Genomic DNA, 15,536 nt, shown 5'->3' on the forward strand with positions numbered 1-15,536 from the left:
ACAACTATGAGCGCGCACCCCACCCCGGACGCCGGCGCCGAGGCGACCGCCCTCGGCCGCATCGAGACCGAGGTCGCCATGCTGATGCGGCTCGGCGAGGCCACCCGGCGCCGCACCGGCACCGCGGAGCACCGGGTGCTCGACCGGGCGGCGTACGTCATCCTGCGGCACCTGGCCGACGCCGGCCCGCAGAACGTCTCGGCGCTCGCCACCCGGCTCGGCCTCGACGGCTCCACCGTGACCCGCCAGGTGTCGGCGCTCCAGCGTGACGGCCTCATCCTGCGGGAGCCCGACCCACGTGACGGCCGGGGCATGGTCGTCTCCCCCACCCCGGCCGGGTTACAGCGGATGGCCGCCGTGCAGGCCGCCCGCACCCGCCTCTACGGCGAGATGCTGGCCGACTGGACGCCGGAGGACCGGGACACCCTCGCCGAGATGCTGCACCGGCTCAACGCGGCCCTCGACCGCCGTCACCGCCAGTGACCTGAGCAGGCCTCCGGCACGGTGCGGCCCCCGGACCACCGTCCGGGGGCCGCACCGTCCGCGACGCTCAGGCCACCGGCTCGGGGGCCGCGTCGGCGTCCCGGGTGGCGCCCGGGGTCACCCGCGGGTCACCCTCGTCGGCGAAGTAGTCGTCCGGCTGGGTGCCGTCGACGCCGTCGCGCACCCTGGCCGCCCGCAGGACGAGCGTGACCAGGGCCGCGACCAGCAGGTTCACCAGCACGGCCACGATGCCCACGTAGATGGTGCGCTGGGTGTCGAAGCCGAACTTCTCCAGCGGGAAGGCGGAGCCCGCGAAGTGCTTCCGCGTCGGGCTGGAGATCTGGTAGAGCATCCACATGCCGAGCCCCATGCCGGCCACCCAGCCCGCGACCAGCGCGCCCCGGTGGAACCAGCGGGTGTAGAGACCCAGGGCCACCGCCGGCAGCGTCTGGAGGATGATCACGCCGCCGATCAGCTGGAGGTCGATGGAGAACTGCGGGTCGAGGAAGACGATGCAGGCCACCGCGCCGACCTTCACCACCAGCGAGGTGATCTTCGAGACGTTCGCCTCCTGGGCGGGCGTGGCGTCCCGCTTCAGGTACTCCTTGTAGATGTTGCGGGTGAACAGGTTGGCCGCCGCGATCGACATGATCGCCGCCGGCACCAGCGCGCCGATGCCGATGGCCGCGTACGCCACCCCGGCGAACCAGTCCGGGAACTGCTGGTCGAAGAGCAGCGGCACGACCGTGTTGCTGTCCACCGTGCCCTCCGACGCCCCGGGCAGCGGCTTCACGTCGGCCGCGATGGCCATGTAGCCGAGCAGCGCGATGAGCCCGAGCAGCAGGCTGTACGCCGGCAACGCGGACATGTTCCGCTTGATCACGTCCCGGTTCCGGCTGGCGAGCACGCCGGTGAGGCTGTGCGGGTAGAGGAAGAGCGCCAGCGCCGAGCCGAACGCCAGGGTCACGTACTGGAGCTGGTTGTTGGCGTTGAGCAGGATGCCGTCACCCGGGTTCGGCGAGGCGTCGAACTTCGCGTCGGCGGCGTCGAAGATGTCGCCCCACCCGCCGAGCTTGTACGGCAGCCACAGGACCGCCACCAGGATCACGACGTAGATCAGCGTGTCCTTCACGAACGCGATGAGCGCCGGCGCCCGCAGCCCGGACTGGTAGGTGTAGGCGGCCAGGATGGCGAACGCCACGATGATCGGCAGGTGCCGGGCGATCGTGCTCTCGCCGGTCACGCCCATGGCCTTGAGCACCGCCTCGATGCCGACCAGTTGGAGGGCGATGTACGGCATCGTGGCGACGATGCCCGTGATCGCGATGAGCAGCGCCAGCACCGGCGAGTCGAACCGGCTGCGGACGAAGTCGGCCGGCGTCACGAAGCCGTGCCGGTGCGACACCGACCAGAGCCGGACCAGCACCAGGAACACCAGCGGGTAGATCACGATGGTGTACGGCACGGCGAAGAAGCCCATGGCGCCCGCGCCGAAGACGAGCGCCGGCACCGCCACGAAGGTGTACGCCGTGTAGAGGTCACCGCCGACCAGGAACCAGGTGATCCAGCCGCCGAAGCTGCGCCCGCCCAGCCCCCACTCGTCCAGGTGCGCCATGTCCTTCGGCGCCCGCCACCGGGCGGCCACGAAGCCCATCGCGCTGACCAGCAGGAACAGCAGGGTGAAGATGATGATCTCGGTGAGGTGGTCGCGCCACATCAGCGGTCACCCCGCCTCTTCGTGAGCTGGTAGACCAGGGTCGTGGTGGTCACGCCCAGGACGATGTAGGCGAGCTGGAGCCAGTAGAAGCGGGGGAAGCCGAACAGGCGGGGCGAGTCTCCGTTGAAGAAGGCCGGGATGAGCGGCACCACGATCGGGACGAAGAGCAACCAGTTCCAGGGGCTTTTGTCCTTCGCCCTGGCCGGCACCGTCGGCGGCGCCTCCGGTTCGGGTGCAGCCATGTCACACACCTCCGGGATGTCTTGATGCGCGTTGTGACGGCCGGAGGCTACGGCTGTGTGAGCGCCGTCACGCTCCCCGCTCGGAGGGTGCTGCGCCGAACGGCCGACGCGCTGCGCCGAACGGCGGGCGCCGGCGGCTCATCGGTCGACCGGGGAGGGCGGGGGCACCACGACGTCCACTGTGGCGTCAGCCACACGTTCGGGGTGGCTCAGGAGATCGCGGCGAGGTGCGCGGTGTCGTTGACCGAGCGGACGGCGACGCCGCCGTCGGGCCACAGGTCCACCACCGAGATGCCGGCGGCGTCGAGGTAGAGCCGGTGGAGGAAGGCGTCGTCGGCGGCGAGCGCGTCGCGCAGCATCAGCTTGATCGGCGAGACGTGCGAGACGACCACCACGGTCTCCCGGGGGTACGCCTCGCAGAGCGCGGCGACGGCCCGCCGGGCGCGCTCGGCGACCTGGACGAACGACTCGCCCTGCGGCGGCGCGACGGCCGTCGAGGCGAGCCAGGCGTCCAACTCCCCCGGCCACCCCGCCCGCACCTCGGCGAAGGTGCGCCCCTCCCAGGCGCCGAAGTCGCACTCGATGAGGTCGTCGCTCGGGCGCACCGGCACCCCGCCGAGCGCCTCGGCGATCGCCGCCGCGGTGGCCGTGCACCGGGACAGCGGTGAGCTGACCACGGCCGCCGCACCCGGCGCCAGCGCGGCCACCCGGGTGCCGGTGGCCCGGGCCTGCGCCCGCCCCCGGGCCGACAGCGACACGTCGCCGCGACCGGAGTAGCGGCCCTGCTCGGTGTACTCGGTCTCGCCGTGCCGGACGAGCAGCAGGCGGGTCGCGGTGAGGCTGGGCCGGGGTTCCCACGAGGCGGGAGCGGTGGTCGCGTCGCCGCCCGTGGCCCTGGCCGTGGCGGCGCGGTCGGCCACCTCGCGGGCCCGCTCCCGGTCCGCCGCGTCGTCGCCGGCCACCTCGCGGGGCGGCTCGACGATCCGCGGCGCGTCGACCACCGGCCGGGCCGGCGTGCCGGCCGCCGCGTCCATCGCGGCGTTGGCCAGGGCGTCGGCGTGCCGGTTGCGGTCGCGGGGGACCCAGCTGAACCGGACCTCGTCGAAACGGGCGACCAGCGCGGCGGCCTGCGCGGCGAGCGGGCGCAGCCCCGGGTTCTTGATCTGCCAGCGGCCGCACATCTGCTCGACCACCAGCTTCGAGTCCATCCGGGCGTCGACCTCGGTGGCGCCCAGCTCCGCGGCGGCCTCCAGCCCGGCGATCAGGCCGCGGTACTCGGCCACGTTGTTGGTGGCCACCCCGATCGACTCGGACCGCTCGGCGAGCACCTCGCCGGTCCGCGGATCGCGGACCACCGCGCCGTAGCCGGCCGGACCGGGATTGCCCCGGGACCCGCCGTCGGCCTCGATGAGGACCAGCCGGGACGCCATCACCGCCTACAGACCCGACTCGTTGGTACGCACCATGATCCGCCGGCACTCCTCGCAGCGGACCACGTCGTCCGGGTCGGCCTTGCGGATGCGGGCCAGGTCGGCGCCGGAGAGCTCCAGGCGGCAGCCGCCGCAGCGGCCGGCGGTGAGCAGCGCCGCGCCGAGCCCGGTGTCCTCACGGATCCGGTCGTAGAGCGTGACCAGGTCGGCCGGGAGGTCGGCGGCGAGCGGCTGGCGCGCCGCCCGCTTGAACTCCTCTTCCTTGGCGATCTCGGCGAGGCTGTCGTCGCGGCGCTGCTCGGTGACCGCCCGCCTCTCCCGGGTCTCGGTCAGCCGCTGCTCCACGCCGTCGAGGACGCCCTGGGCGGTCTCCCGCTGCTCCATCAGCTCCAGCTCGGCGTCCTCCAGGTCACCCTGGCGGCGGTTCAGCGACGCCAGCTCGTGCTGGAGGGCCTCCAGCTCCCGGGCCGGGCCGCTGCCGGCCGCGAGCCGGGCCTCGTCCTTCTCCTTGCGGGCGCGGACCTGGTCGATGTCCTTCTCCAGCCGGGCGATGTCCCGGTCCAGGTCGTCGACCGCCACCTGGGCGCGGACCCGCTCGTCCTCCAGGGCGGACAGCTCCCGCGCCAGCGCCTCCAGCTCGGCCCGCTCGGGCAGCGCACGGCGGCGGTGGGCGAGCTGGGCGAGGGCGGTGTCGATCGCCTGGAGGTCGAGCAGGCGGCGCTGGACCTTCGGGTCAGCCTTCACGGTCGGGGCTCCTTGTCGTCCACAGCGGGTGCGCAAGCGTGCACGGTCCACGGGTCGGTGTCCAGGTCGGACACCAGCGTCTCGACGCCCGTCGCCTCCCGCAGGAGCGCGGCCAGGTCGTCCAGCCAGGGTCGTTCGGTCGCCCAGTGGGCGGCGTCGAGCAGGGCGGGCCCATCGGCGGCGAGGTGCTCGCCGGCCGGGTGGTGCCGCAGGTCGGAGGTGAGGTAGGCGTCCACCCCGGCGGCCGTCGCGTCGCCGAGGAAGGCGTCGCCGGAGCCGCCGCTGACAGCGAGCGTACGCACCATCCGCCCCGGGTCGCCCGCGGCGCGTACGCCCCAGGAGGTGACGGGGAGCACGGCGGCGGCGTGCCGGGTGAGCTCGGCGAGCGTCATCGGGCGGGGCAGCTCCCCGACCCGGCCGATGCCCCGGCCCGGCCCGTACGCGGGCGAACCGGGCGCGGGTGGGTGCAGTGGGCGCAGGTTGGTGAGCCCGAACCGGGCGGCCAGCGCGTCGGAGACCCCGGGCGCGGCGACGTCGGCGTTGGTGTGCGCCACGTAGAGCGCCACCCCGGCCCGGATCAGCTGGTGGACGATCCGGCCCTTGTACGTGGTCGGGGCGACCGACGACACCCCGCGCAGCAGCAGCGGGTGGTGGGCGACGATCATGTCGACGCCGGCGTCGAGCGCCTCGGCGACGGTCTCGGGGACCACGTCGACCGCGCAGAGCACCCGCCGCACCGGGGCGGACGGCTCACCGAGCACCAGACCGACCCGGTCCCACTCCTCGGCCCAGACCGGCGGATAGCGCCGCTCCAGCTCGGCGACCACCTCGGTCACCGTCGGCCCTGATCCGGTTGTGCTCACGGCGGGCCAGCTTACCGGCGCGAACTGTGTGCGGTGGCCTCCCCCGCCGGTCCGGGCCGGTCGGCCGTCCGGCGGGCCACGAACGGGCCCGCCGGACGGTGGGTGCCACCACCGGACCCACCCGGCCGGAGGCTCAGACCACCGGGCAGAGCCGCGCGCGCAGCGCGGTGAGGCCGGCTCCCCACGGGAAGGCGTGCAGGTGCCGCTCACCGGTGCCGGGCGCGTGGAGCGGGAAGACGTGGTCGCCGAAGAGCACTGTCACGCCCCACTCGTCGAGGCGGGCGAGGCCGGCCCGGAACGCCGGGTGCGCCGCCATCGCCGCGTTGGTGAACGGCACGGCCACGATCGGTGTGCCGAGCCCCTGCGCCTCCACCAGCAGCCCGAGGGCGAGGGTGTCGGTGATGCCGGCCGCCCACTTGTTGACCGTGTTCACCGTGGCCGGGCAGACGATCATCGCGTTCGCCGGTGGCAGCAGGTCCGGGTCGCCCGGCTGCTTGTAGTGGGTCCGCACCGGGTGGCCGGTCTGCCGGGCCAGGGCCGGACGGTCGACGAACTTCGCCCCGTCGGGTGTGGTGATGACGCAGACGTCCCAGCCGTCCTGCTGGGCGAGGTCGACCAGGCGGCCGACGTGGCGGGCCAGCGGCGAGCCGCAGGCGATGACGTACAGCACCTCGCGGTGCCCGTTGACGGAACGCGGCCCCGACATCAGGCCGGCTCCGCGCTCATACTCCTACTCCCATGTGCTCAGCCAACTCCGCAATCGGAGAAGGCGGCGCACCACGTGTGCGACGGAGGATGTCGGACATCACCTCGTGCGCGATCGGCCGGCAGCGGATCTCCGACGGCGCGAGCCGGTCGCCGAGGAGCAGCATCTCGCCGGCGTTGGCCACGTCGCCCATCTGGGCGTAGCCGCGGGCGATGTCGAGCAGGTGGTGCGCCCGCCGCTCGGGCAGCAGCGCGTTGAACGCCGGCTCCTGGATGCGCAGCTGGTGCACCTCGACCGCCCGGCCACCGTCGCCCAGCTCGACGGCCGCTGCGGCCCGGTGCAGTTCGAGGTTGGTCGGGCCGAACGAGGTCCAGTAGTGGTTGTGGTCGCCGCCGAGCAGCGTGGCCGCCTCCGCGGCGCCGTTGATCAGGTCGTCGACCGTGGCCGAGTCACCGATGCGGGCGGCGGCCATCGCGCCCTGGAGCAGCAGCATGCCGTAGACGCTGAGCCGGGCCGGGGAGGTGTCGTTGCCGCCGCCGGGCGCGAGGCGGTTGGCGATGGTGACGTTCAGCTCCAGCGCCGGGCGGGGCCGGCCCATGGCGACCAGGGCGTTGCAGACCCGGGTGGTGGCGATGCCGGCGAGCAGCTGGTCGTCGGCCCGCTGGGCGACCGCCATCGACCGGTCGGCGGCCAGCCAGGCGAGGTCGCACTCACCGAGCTTGCGCAGCACCGAGGAGGCGATCTGGTAGACCTGCCCGAGCAGGTGCGCGGCCTCGCGGGCGTCGTCGCCGCCGTAGCCGGCGTCGGCCGCCTGGGCGTCGCGCAGCAGCTTCGGCAACGCGCGCGTGAGCATCCCGTAGCGGCCGTACTGGTAGGTGAGCCAGGCGTGGTTGACGGCCTTGCGCATGTCGGCCAGCGGCGGAGGGTAGGGCGCCGCGTCGAAGTAGGCGCTCATCGAGTCGTACCGTTCGAGGGCCGCCCGGATCTCCTCGACCTCGACCTGGTCGATGCAGTTGAGCGCGTCGGTACGCCGCTCCGGGTCCTTGCCGAGCAGCAGCTGCACGTCGACCTGGAGGATGTCGGCGATCTCGTAGAGGACGGAGAACTTGTCCAGCCGGCGGACGCCGCGCTCCACCTTGTCCACCCAGCTCTTCGACTTGCCGAGCCGGTCGGCGAAGACCTGCTGCGACATCTTGCGCCGCCCCCGCCAGTAGGCGACCCGGCGACCTATGGGTAGCTCCTCCATCTCCCATCCCTCCCCTGTGTGGCGTGGATCGCCGGTGGTGCCGGGCGGCGGCCGGTGCACGGCTTCCGCGGTCTTCAGATTTTCGCTGGTCGCACAGCCTGTGCGTCAGCCGTACAGCCAGTCCTCGTAGTTTTCGTGCAAGTTGCATCAGCCGTTCGTCAACTCAACGATCGCGGGTTACGGCAGTGACGGCGCTCGACGTAACAACCGAAGCCGTCGGGCCGACGAGGGGAGATGGCAGGGATGTGGGGGAACGTCGGCCCGCGGGTCGCGCAACTGTCGCCTCTGGAACGCGTCCGGCTGCGCCGGGTCGCGGTGCGCTACGCGGCGCACGGCTGGGAGGTGACGCCCGGGGCGTGCCTGGCCCGCAGCCGCTTCGTCTGCGGACGCCCCGGCTGCCCCACGGTCGGCTGCCACCCCGCCCTGGAGAACTGGGAGCACGCGGCCAGCGCCGACCCGGCCCGGGTGGCGACGTGGTGGCGCACCCGGCCGCACGGCGTGCTGCTGCCCACCGGGCGCGCGTTCGACGTGCTGGAGGTCCCCGCCCACCTGGGTCGGCGCGTGCTGGAGGCGCTCCAGACCCATCCGGCCGGCGCCGGCGTACGCGGGCCGGTGCTGGTGACGCCGACCGGCCGGTGGATGTTCCTCGTCCGCCCCGGCGACCCGCTCCGGCCGGAGCTGGAGCACTGCTTCCACGTGGTGCGCCACGGACCCGGCTCGTGGATCCCGGCGCCGCCCACCCGGCTGCCCGAGGGCCCCGTCCGCTGGGCGGTCGCCCCCGAGCAGGCCCAGTGGCAGCTGCCCGACTCCTACCTGGTGCAGAACACCCTGATCGACGTCCTCCGGGCGACCGGGATCACGCTCAGCGCGGACCTGTTCCCCGGTCACCTCCCCCTCCCGCGCCGCGGCATGTGACCGCTTCGGCGCCGCGGCGACGACATCGGGGACCGGGCCCGGGCGACAGCGCCCCCGGGCGTCGGGTAACCCTGCGGCCTCCGGCGCGGCCGGGCGCACCCGGCAGCGGGCGGGAAACGGCAGCGTCGCCGGGGTGCCTGTCCTCGTTGAGCAGGGCGACGGTGCGGAACCGCGCCGGGAACGGGGGAAGTGAATGCCCACGGACCACACCACGCCGTACCCCGGCGGTGCCGAGCCGCCGTACCGCAACCGCCCACGACGTCGCTGGGCCGGCACCCGTCCCGCCGGCTCCCGCCCCGGCCGCCCCCGGCCGATGGGCTCCCGCCCCGCCAACACCCACCGCCCCGTTCGCTGATGCCCGCCGCCGCCCGTCCCGACCGGCACGTCGCACCGGCCGGCCGCCGCGACCACGGGAGACCGTCATCCGGCCAGCGGCAACGCGGTGGAGCGCAGCAGACGGCCGTCGTCGGTGACGATCGCGTGGGTGTGGCCGGCGAGCCGGTCGAGCCAGCCGATGCCCCCCGTTCCCATGGCCACCGCGGCGGTGGCGTACGCGTCGGCCACCCCCAGGTCGGAGCCGACCACGGTCACCGAGCGCAGGCCCCGGGCCGGTTCCCCGCGCCGGGGGTCCCGCACATGGTGGCCGCGCTCGTAGACACCCGAGGTGGCCACCGCGAGGTCGGTGCCGGTGAGCACGAGGCAGGTGGCGTCGGCGTCCCACGGGTGCCGCACCCCGATCCGCCACGGCCGCCCCGACGCCGACCGGCCCCGCGCCCGCACGTCCCCGCCGGCGTTCACGCAGTGGTTGACCGCCCCGGCGGCGCGCAGCCGGTCGGAGGCGACCTGGGCCGCCCACCCCTTGACGTAGCCGGACGGGTCGAGGCCGCCGGTGGCGTACGCGTCGAAGTAGCCGTCGGTCACGCCCCACAGCTCGGCGCAGGTGACCAGCACCGCCCGGAAGTCGGCGGACGCCTCGGAGAGCAGCAGCTCGCCCCGGTCGAAGCGGCGCACCTCGCTGTCCTCCCGGTACGTGCTGAACCGCGCGTCGACCTCGCGCATCCAGTCGAAGACCTCGTCGGCGAGATCGTGCAGGGTGGCGGCGGGCAGGTCGTCGGCGAGGTCGAGGCTGATCGCCGTACCCATGACGTGTTCGACCCGGCGCAGCCCGGGCCGGGTGAGCGACGCCCTCACGCCTGCTCGATGGCGGCCCGCAGCGACCGCCGGTACGACTCGCTGGTCTCGGTGGCGCCGGAGACCGTGTCCAGGTCGGCGCTCTGCTTCCGGACCACCTCTCCCGACGTGCCGTTGTAGGCGCGCCGCACGTCGTCGCTGTGTCGCTCCGTCTCCCCCGGCCCGCCGGGCAGCTCCACGGTGAGCGCCTCGACGATCCGGTCGCCGGAGACGACGATCTGCACCTGCACGTTGCCGTACTCGTTCTCCACGACCGGCCCGGTCACCCGCCGGGTGCTCGGCTGCTGCGGCGCGCGGGGCGTCGACCGGGAGGCGGGCGCCTTCGTGGTGGGGCGCGCGGCGGGCGACCGGGTGGCGCCGCGGCCGGGGCGGGGCGAGGAGGTGGTGCCGCCGGTCGGTGACGGGGCGGCGACCGGGCCCTCGGTCGGGGCGGGGCCGGCGCTCGGCGTGGGGCTCACCGGCTGCCCGGCGGGCAGCTCCTGGGCGACCTGGCTGGTGCCGGGCGGGCCCTTGAGCACCACGAGCGCGGTGGTGCCGGCCGCCAGGCCGGTGATCGCGAGGAACGCGCGACGCATGTGGACCGTCCCAACCTACAGCTCGAAGGTGGCCAGGTGGATCTGGCGGCGGGGCACCCCGGCGCGGCGCAGCGCCCGCAGCGACTGCGCGACCAGGCCGGGCGGCCCGCACAGGTAGACGTCCCGCCGGGTCAGGTCGGGCACCAGGTGGCGCAGCCCGTCCGCGCTGAGCACCTGGCGCGGCCCCGGGTCGTCGCGGGAACCGACCACGTACCAGATGTCGGTGCCCCGGGCCTGCGCGAGCCAGTCGAGTTCCCGGCCGAGCAGGACGTCCGCCGGTGTGCGGGCGCGGTAGATCAGCGCGGCGCCGGGCGGAAGCTCCTCCAGCATGGCGCGGACCGGGGTGATGCCGCTGCCGCCCGCGATCAGCAGCGCCCGGTCCCGGACGCGGTGCGCCGCGGTGAAGGTGCCGGACGGCCCCTGCGCCCAGACGCGGGTGCCCGGGTCGAGGTCGCGCAGGTCGGCCGTGTGCCGCCCGACCACCTTGACGGTGAGCCGCAGCCAGCGGCCGTTCGCCGCGGCGGAGACGGAGAACGGGTGCGACTGCCACCAGCAACCGCGGGTGAGGAAGCGCCAGCGGAAGTACTGGCCGCCGAGCATCTCCAACCGGTCCAGCCGCTCCCCGGTCAGGTAGATCGAGATGGTGTCGGCGCTCTCCGCGACCACGTCGGCGACGCGCAACCGGTGCCGGAGGTTGAACCGCAGCGGTGCGAGGATCCGGCCCCAGCAGAGCGCGACGAGCACCAGCACGTACATGGCGATCCAGCCGGTGCGGACCGGGCCGGGCCGGAAGAGCTGCGCGCCGTTGCCGAACTGGTGGCCGAAGCCGAGCAGCAGCACGAGGTAGCTGGAGCGGTGCAGCAGGTGCCACAGCTCGTAGGGCAGCGCGGTGCGGATCGCCCGGACGCTGCTGAACCCGACCAGCACCATCAGGCCCGTGGCGAGGAACGCCTGGAGCATGTCCTGGTAGTCGCGCAGCAGCACACCGGCCTCGGTGAGCACCGAGTGGTCACGCAGCCCGGCGTAGCCGAACAGGATCAGCGACAGGTGCGCGAGCACCGCGACGAGTAGGGTGGCGCCGAGGTCGCGGTGCCACCGGCCGAGCCGCTCGCCGCCGACCCACCGTTCCAGCACCGGCAGCCGGCTCATCATCAGCACCTGCACCAGCAGGAGGTAGCCGGCGACCAGGCCGGTGATCCGGCCGGCCGCGGTGAGCGTCGCCGCGGTGGAGCGCAGCGAGCCCGGGGGTGTGTCCAGCCACCAGGGCAGCACGCTGGCGACCAGGCCGGCCACGAACAGCGCGGCGAGCAGCCGCGGCCCGCCGGGCCCGCGCCGCGCCGGCACCGTCGGTGGTACGGCGGCGGCCGGCCGGCCGCCGCGCCGGGACGGTGACCCGGTGCGGTGGCCGGCGGGCCGGGTGTCCTGGTAGGTCACGCGTACAGCTTCATCGGGGTGAACTTCCGCCGCGGGAATACCTTGTTGACCTGCGCCTCGGTGAGGCCGAAGCGTCCCTGCGCGACGGCGCCGTAGACGTTGAACATGTTGTTGTACTCGGGCACGTCGCCGGAGTCGAGGTCGTCCAGCCCGTTCCAGGCGCCGAGCAGCGGGCCGGCCAGCTTCCTGCCGGAGAGCAGGGTGATCACCCCGCCGTGGCCGTGGTCGGTGCCGCCGCTGTTGGAGGCCACCCGACGGCCGAACTCGCTGGAGACCATGACGGTGACGTCGGCGGCCAGCGGCCCGAGGTCGGTGAAGAACGCGGCCATCGCGGCGGCCAGCTCACCGAGCCGCCGGTGAAGCTGGCCACCGGCGCGGGTGCCCTGGTTCTCGTGGGTGTCGTAGCCGCCCATGCCGACGGTCGCGACCCGGACGTTGGCCCCGCCCTTGATCAGCTGGGCGAGCTGCTGGAACGCCCGGCCGACGCCCTCGTACCTGACCCCCTCGGCCGGCTCGTACGGCTTCGCGGCGAGCTTCTGCGCCGTGGCCAGCGCGCCGAGCCCGGACTGCACGGCCTCCTCGACGGGGTGGTTGATCCCGGTGAAGAGTCCCCGGATCGCCTTCTCGGTGGCGGCCCGGTAGCGCTCGTCCCCGTTGAGCCGCAGCGAGCCGACGCTGTTCAGGGCGAGCGCGCCGTTGGTGCCGACCAGCGACCGGGGCAGCGTGCTGCCCACGCCGACGCTGCGGAACGCGGTGCCCTTGCCGAGCGCGTCGACCAGGCTGTCCAGCCAGCCCCGGCCGCCGGTCTCGTTGGGCAGGCCGCCGAGGTTGCAGGCGTCCGCGGCCTGGAAGTGGCTGCGGGAGAGCCGCTCGTCGGAGACCCCGGGGACGAAGCCGAGCTGGCCGGACTTCAGCCACGGCTCCAGCGGTGTGAACGCGCTGGTCAGCTTGAACCCCCGCCCGAGCGCCAGCGAGTCGTCGCCGAGCAGCAGGTCGGGGCGGGCCTTGGCGAGCACCGGGTCGTCGGCCGGCGCCACCAGGCTCAGCCCGTCGAGGCCGCCGTAGAGGAAGACGTGGACGAGGGTGCCGGTCTTCGTGGCGGCGAAGGACGCCGAGGTGGTGACGAACTGGGCGGTGGCCAGGGCGGTGGCGGTGGCGGCCGCGCCGGCCACGAAGGTCCGCCGGGTGACGCCGCGCCCGTCCTGCTGGGCCTCCTCCAGCTCCTCCAGCCGGCGGTAGCGGTCGGCCTCGGCGGCGTTCTCGGCGGCCACGATGTCGGCCTCCGCCCGCAGCAGCGCCTCGGCCGGGTTGTCGGCCAGCCGGCGCAGGTCGGGGCATTCGGGGTGCAGGGGAAAGGTGTTCACGGTCTTCTCCATCGGGTGCCTCACCGGAGGTGGTGCTGGGGGGATGCGAGGATCGCCCGCGCGACGGCGGTGATGGCCCCGTTGAACGTCGCGTCGACCGTGGCGGAGGCCGGCACGCCGGCCACGCCGAGGATCAGCGCCTTCTCGCGTGCGCTCAGCTTCTGGTGCACCAGCCGCTTGGCGAGCGCGTCGACGTACGCGCCGGCGGTGGCCGGCGGCTTCGCCACCAGGCGCTCCGGCTTGACGTACGTGAACTCGGTGCGCTGCCCGGCGACGAGGTCGGCGGCCTCGTTCCAGCCGTTGACCATGGCTCCGGCCGAGGTCCAGGCCACGTAGACGTCCGGGTAGCCGTCCGGGGTGGGTTGCCCCATCGGGTACTGGCCCAGCTCGCGCATCTTGTCGGTGATCTGCCGCAGGCCCCGCGCGAACGGGGTGCGCCGGCTGTCGCCTCCGTCGCGCGTCGCCGCGGGCTCGGGCGAGACGCCGAGGGTGCGGTACGTGGCGACGAGGTACTCCATCGGCCGGCGCACCTTCTGGCCCACCGCGGCCCAGAACTCCGAGGAGCTGAACAGGGTCAGGAGCACCGGCTTGATCCGGCCGTCGTTGGCGCGGTACGTCTTGGCCAGCCGGTCCACGAGGGACTTCGGCGGGGTGTCCGAGACGAACCGGGTGGCGAGGCTCTGCGCCACGTACTTCGCCGTCGAGGGGTGCAGCGCGATGTGGGTGAGGTACGCGTCGATCGCCGCGTCGGCCTTCTTCGGGTCCTTCGAGTCGTTGGCGTGGGTGAAGCCGAGGATCTTCACCTTGCCGACGTAGTGGCGGTCGGCGCGGAAGACGTACTTTCCGTCCTCGACGCCACGGCCGGTCTGGAGCAGGGCCGCCTGCCGGACGTCCTTCTCGGTGTAGCCACCGTCGACCCCCACCGAGTAGAGCTCCAGGTTCTCCCGGGCCAGGTTCTCGTTGACGGCGTCGGCGCGGGACTCGTTCTGGTTGAGGTAGAGCAGCAGCGCCGGGTGCTTGTTCGCGGCGAGCAGCATCTCGGGGTAGCTGCCGAGGGCGTGCGCGCGCACCACGTCCCGGTCGAAGGAGGCCCGGTAGACCTCGCCGCCGTCGAACTCCGCGGCGACGTGCAGGAAGTCGTTCCAGAAGTCGACCATCACCTCGAACAGCTGCCGCTTCGACCAGATCTGCCGGGCGACCGTGGCGTCCACGAGTTCCCGCTCCGGCTGGGCGCCGCGCTCGTTGAGCTGGTCCCGCTGGTCGCGCAGCTGCTGCACGGACAGCTTGAGGGTGGGCAGCTCGGCGAGTCTCAGCTCGCCCCGGCTCGGCTCGATCTGGTCCGGTTGCAGTTGCTCGCGGATCCAGCCGTCGATGCCCAACCGCTTGATGTCGGCGACCACCTGTGGTGTGGGGCCGAAGGTGGCCCGCCGGGCCAGGTGCAGCACCGGGTCCTTGGCGAGGACCGTCTTCACGGTCACCTTGGTCTCGGCCGCCGCGGCGGCGGGCCCGGAGAAGGACCGGCCACCGGCCGGGGAGTTCTTCTTCAGCGCCGCACCGGCGCGGGAGCCCATGTAGCTCTCGTTCTGCTCGGTGTAGGTGCGTACGGTGCTCGGCTGCTGCCCGCTCGGGCGGGTGGCGGTGCCGTCGGTCACCGTGGTGGCGGTCGCGTCGGCGGCCACTCCGTCGCCGAAGAGGCCGCGCACCTGCGGGCTCGCCGCGAGCGCGGCGCCGCCGGCGACGACCGCCGCCCCACCCAGCGCCACCAGCGCGCGCCGGCGGCCCACCCGGCCGGTCGAGTCGTCGTCATCGTCCAGATCGGGCAGTCCGGCGGCGCGGGCGGGGACCGGCCGGCCGAGCCCCTCGGGCCCGACCCAGCGAGGGCCGCGCGCCACCGGCCCGGACGAGCCGACGGACGGGTACGGGGAGAGCGGGTCGTGTCCGCCGGGGCCGGGCAGGGTCGAGTCGTACCCGTACGACGCGGCCGCGGCCGCGTCGCGGTAGCCGTCCGGGGTGGGGCGCGGGCGGGTGTCCCGGGCGCGGTCGTCGCGCGGTCGCCGTGGTGGCACGTTCTGGTCGGCCATGTACCAATCCCGATTTCTCTTCGAGGCGGCGGCACGACTGCGATCGGGCAGAAGCGCAGGTGCGCGGCGTGCCTGCGGGGGTTGCACGGGAAGGTAGCCAAGGGGCCGGGGGCCGACAAGACGCGCCGAAAGCGGTCGTGGGAGCACTTAAGACAGCCCTTCGGCGGGCCGTCCGCGGCCCGACCGGTCGTCCCCCCGGGTGCGGCCCGTCCGAGCAGGGCCTACGCGCCCCGCCTCGACGTCGATGTGACGTTTCGGCCGGCGCGGACGCTTTTGGGCCCCGGCGACGGCCACAGCGAAACTTAAGGCGCGGATAACCGCGCGCTGAGGTGGCCCGGGCGGGGCACACGCGGGGTGGTTTCGGCGGGACCACGTGCCTGCGGCAGGTGTGCGGCCGGGCGGGGGCTGGGTCTTCCACGAACCCGGCGGGGACAGCCGTCATTCCGGCCACGGGACGGGGAATAGGACCAGCGGCTGGCGGCGTGAGCCGCCATCGCAACGGGTATGCCGCCGAACCGCTGAACGCGTGAGGGGAAGGCACCGCC

Annotated in this window: 14 protein-coding genes; 2 read left to right on the forward strand and 12 right to left on the reverse strand. The window is 74.0% G+C overall.

Annotated elements, in window-relative coordinates:
• Positions 1–6: 6 nt before the first annotated feature.
• Positions 7–483 (forward strand): MarR family winged helix-turn-helix transcriptional regulator, encoded by a 477-nt coding sequence (locus SM573_RS20730; RefSeq protein ID WP_474613036.1) that lies wholly within the window; start codon positions 7–9, stop codon positions 481–483.
• A gap of 67 nt (positions 484–550) precedes the next feature.
• Here SM573_RS20730 and mctP read toward each other — a convergent pair whose 3' ends face one another.
• The 7 genes from mctP to SM573_RS20765 form a co-directional block, all read right to left on the reverse strand.
• Complete coding sequence (mctP, locus tag SM573_RS20735; protein WP_474616838.1) at positions 551–2,200, reverse strand: monocarboxylate uptake permease MctP; 1,650 nt, start codon at positions 2,198–2,200, stop codon at positions 551–553.
• Complete coding sequence (locus SM573_RS20740) at positions 2,200–2,442, reverse strand: DUF3311 domain-containing protein (protein ID WP_474613034.1); 243 nt, start codon at positions 2,440–2,442, stop codon at positions 2,200–2,202. Before SM573_RS20740 ends, mctP begins: the two co-directional genes overlap by 1 nt.
• A gap of 209 nt (positions 2,443–2,651) precedes the next feature.
• Positions 2,652–3,872, reverse strand: coding sequence for a bifunctional RNase H/acid phosphatase (locus tag SM573_RS20745; RefSeq protein ID WP_474616839.1), 1,221 nt, complete (start codon positions 3,870–3,872; stop codon positions 2,652–2,654).
• A 6-nt stretch (positions 3,873–3,878) separates the two neighbouring features.
• Positions 3,879–4,616 carry a zinc ribbon domain-containing protein gene (locus tag SM573_RS20750; RefSeq protein ID WP_474613032.1) on the reverse strand — a complete coding sequence of 246 codons (738 nt, stop codon included), beginning with the start codon at positions 4,614–4,616 and terminating at the stop codon, positions 3,879–3,881.
• The gene (locus tag SM573_RS20755) at positions 4,613–5,479 is read right to left on the reverse strand and encodes a Nif3-like dinuclear metal center hexameric protein (protein WP_474616840.1); all 867 of its coding nucleotides are present in this window, start codon (positions 5,477–5,479) and stop codon (positions 4,613–4,615) included. The genes SM573_RS20750 and SM573_RS20755 overlap by 4 nt, the downstream gene beginning before the upstream one ends.
• Positions 5,480–5,612: 133 nt before the next feature.
• Positions 5,613–6,185 (reverse strand): flavoprotein, encoded by a 573-nt coding sequence (locus tag SM573_RS20760; protein WP_474613030.1) that lies wholly within the window; start codon positions 6,183–6,185, stop codon positions 5,613–5,615.
• A gap of 16 nt (positions 6,186–6,201) precedes the next feature.
• The gene (locus tag SM573_RS20765; protein WP_474613029.1) at positions 6,202–7,431 is read right to left on the reverse strand and encodes a helix-turn-helix domain-containing protein; all 1,230 of its coding nucleotides are present in this window, start codon (positions 7,429–7,431) and stop codon (positions 6,202–6,204) included.
• A 243-nt stretch (positions 7,432–7,674) separates the two neighbouring features.
• Between SM573_RS20765 and SM573_RS20770 the strand changes: the two genes are divergently transcribed.
• Complete coding sequence (locus tag SM573_RS20770; protein ID WP_474613271.1) at positions 7,675–8,346, forward strand: bifunctional DNA primase/polymerase; 672 nt, start codon at positions 7,675–7,677, stop codon at positions 8,344–8,346.
• A 420-nt stretch (positions 8,347–8,766) separates the two neighbouring features.
• Here SM573_RS20770 and SM573_RS20775 read toward each other — a convergent pair whose 3' ends face one another.
• Genes SM573_RS20775 through SM573_RS20795 form a run of 5 tightly spaced genes read right to left on the reverse strand, consistent with a single transcriptional unit; the run spans position 8,767 to position 14,991 of the window.
• Positions 8,767–9,489: an FAD:protein FMN transferase gene (locus SM573_RS20775; protein WP_474613270.1), complete on the reverse strand. Its 723-nt coding sequence runs from the start codon at positions 9,487–9,489 to the stop codon at positions 8,767–8,769.
• 44 nt (positions 9,490–9,533) lie between these two features.
• Positions 9,534–10,112: an FMN-binding protein gene (locus SM573_RS20780; protein WP_474613028.1), complete on the reverse strand. Its 579-nt coding sequence runs from the start codon at positions 10,110–10,112 to the stop codon at positions 9,534–9,536.
• Positions 10,113–10,127: 15 nt separating this feature from the next.
• Complete coding sequence (locus SM573_RS20785) at positions 10,128–11,546, reverse strand: ferredoxin reductase family protein (protein ID WP_474613027.1); 1,419 nt, start codon at positions 11,544–11,546, stop codon at positions 10,128–10,130.
• Positions 11,543–12,910, reverse strand: coding sequence for a DUF1501 domain-containing protein (locus SM573_RS20790; protein ID WP_474613026.1), 1,368 nt, complete (start codon positions 12,908–12,910; stop codon positions 11,543–11,545). The genes SM573_RS20785 and SM573_RS20790 overlap by 4 nt, the downstream gene beginning before the upstream one ends.
• A gap of 20 nt (positions 12,911–12,930) precedes the next feature.
• A complete protein-coding gene (locus SM573_RS20795; protein ID WP_474616841.1) occupies positions 12,931–14,991 on the reverse strand; it encodes a DUF1800 domain-containing protein in 2,061 nt (686 codons plus the stop codon).
• Positions 14,992–15,536 lie beyond the last annotated feature (545 nt).

This window comes from Micromonospora xinjiangensis (genome assembly GCF_056150165.1).

Bases quoted from the DNA above. Each gene is read 5' to 3' on its own strand.
- SM573_RS20760 (WP_474613030.1), bottom strand. From the start codon at position 6,185: ATGTCGGGGCCGCGTTCCGTCAACGGGCACCGCGAGGTGCTGTACGTC.
- SM573_RS20745 (WP_474616839.1), bottom strand. From the start codon at position 3,872: ATGGCGTCCCGGCTGGTCCTCATCGAGGCCGACGGCGGGTCCCGGGGC.
- SM573_RS20740 (WP_474613034.1), bottom strand. From the start codon at position 2,442: ATGGCTGCACCCGAACCGGAGGCGCCGCCGACGGTGCCGGCCAGGGCG.
- mctP (WP_474616838.1), bottom strand. From the start codon at position 2,200: ATGTGGCGCGACCACCTCACCGAGATCATCATCTTCACCCTGCTGTTC.
- SM573_RS20730 (WP_474613036.1), top strand. From the start codon at position 7: ATGAGCGCGCACCCCACCCCGGACGCCGGCGCCGAGGCGACCGCCCTC.
- SM573_RS20765 (WP_474613029.1), bottom strand. From the start codon at position 7,431: ATGGAGGAGCTACCCATAGGTCGCCGGGTCGCCTACTGGCGGGGGCGG.
- SM573_RS20780 (WP_474613028.1), bottom strand. From the start codon at position 10,112: ATGCGTCGCGCGTTCCTCGCGATCACCGGCCTGGCGGCCGGCACCACC.
- SM573_RS20775 (WP_474613270.1), bottom strand. From the start codon at position 9,489: ATGGGTACGGCGATCAGCCTCGACCTCGCCGACGACCTGCCCGCCGCC.
- SM573_RS20795 (WP_474616841.1), bottom strand. From the start codon at position 14,991: ATGGCCGACCAGAACGTGCCACCACGGCGACCGCGCGACGACCGCGCC.
- SM573_RS20770 (WP_474613271.1), top strand. From the start codon at position 7,675: ATGTGGGGGAACGTCGGCCCGCGGGTCGCGCAACTGTCGCCTCTGGAA.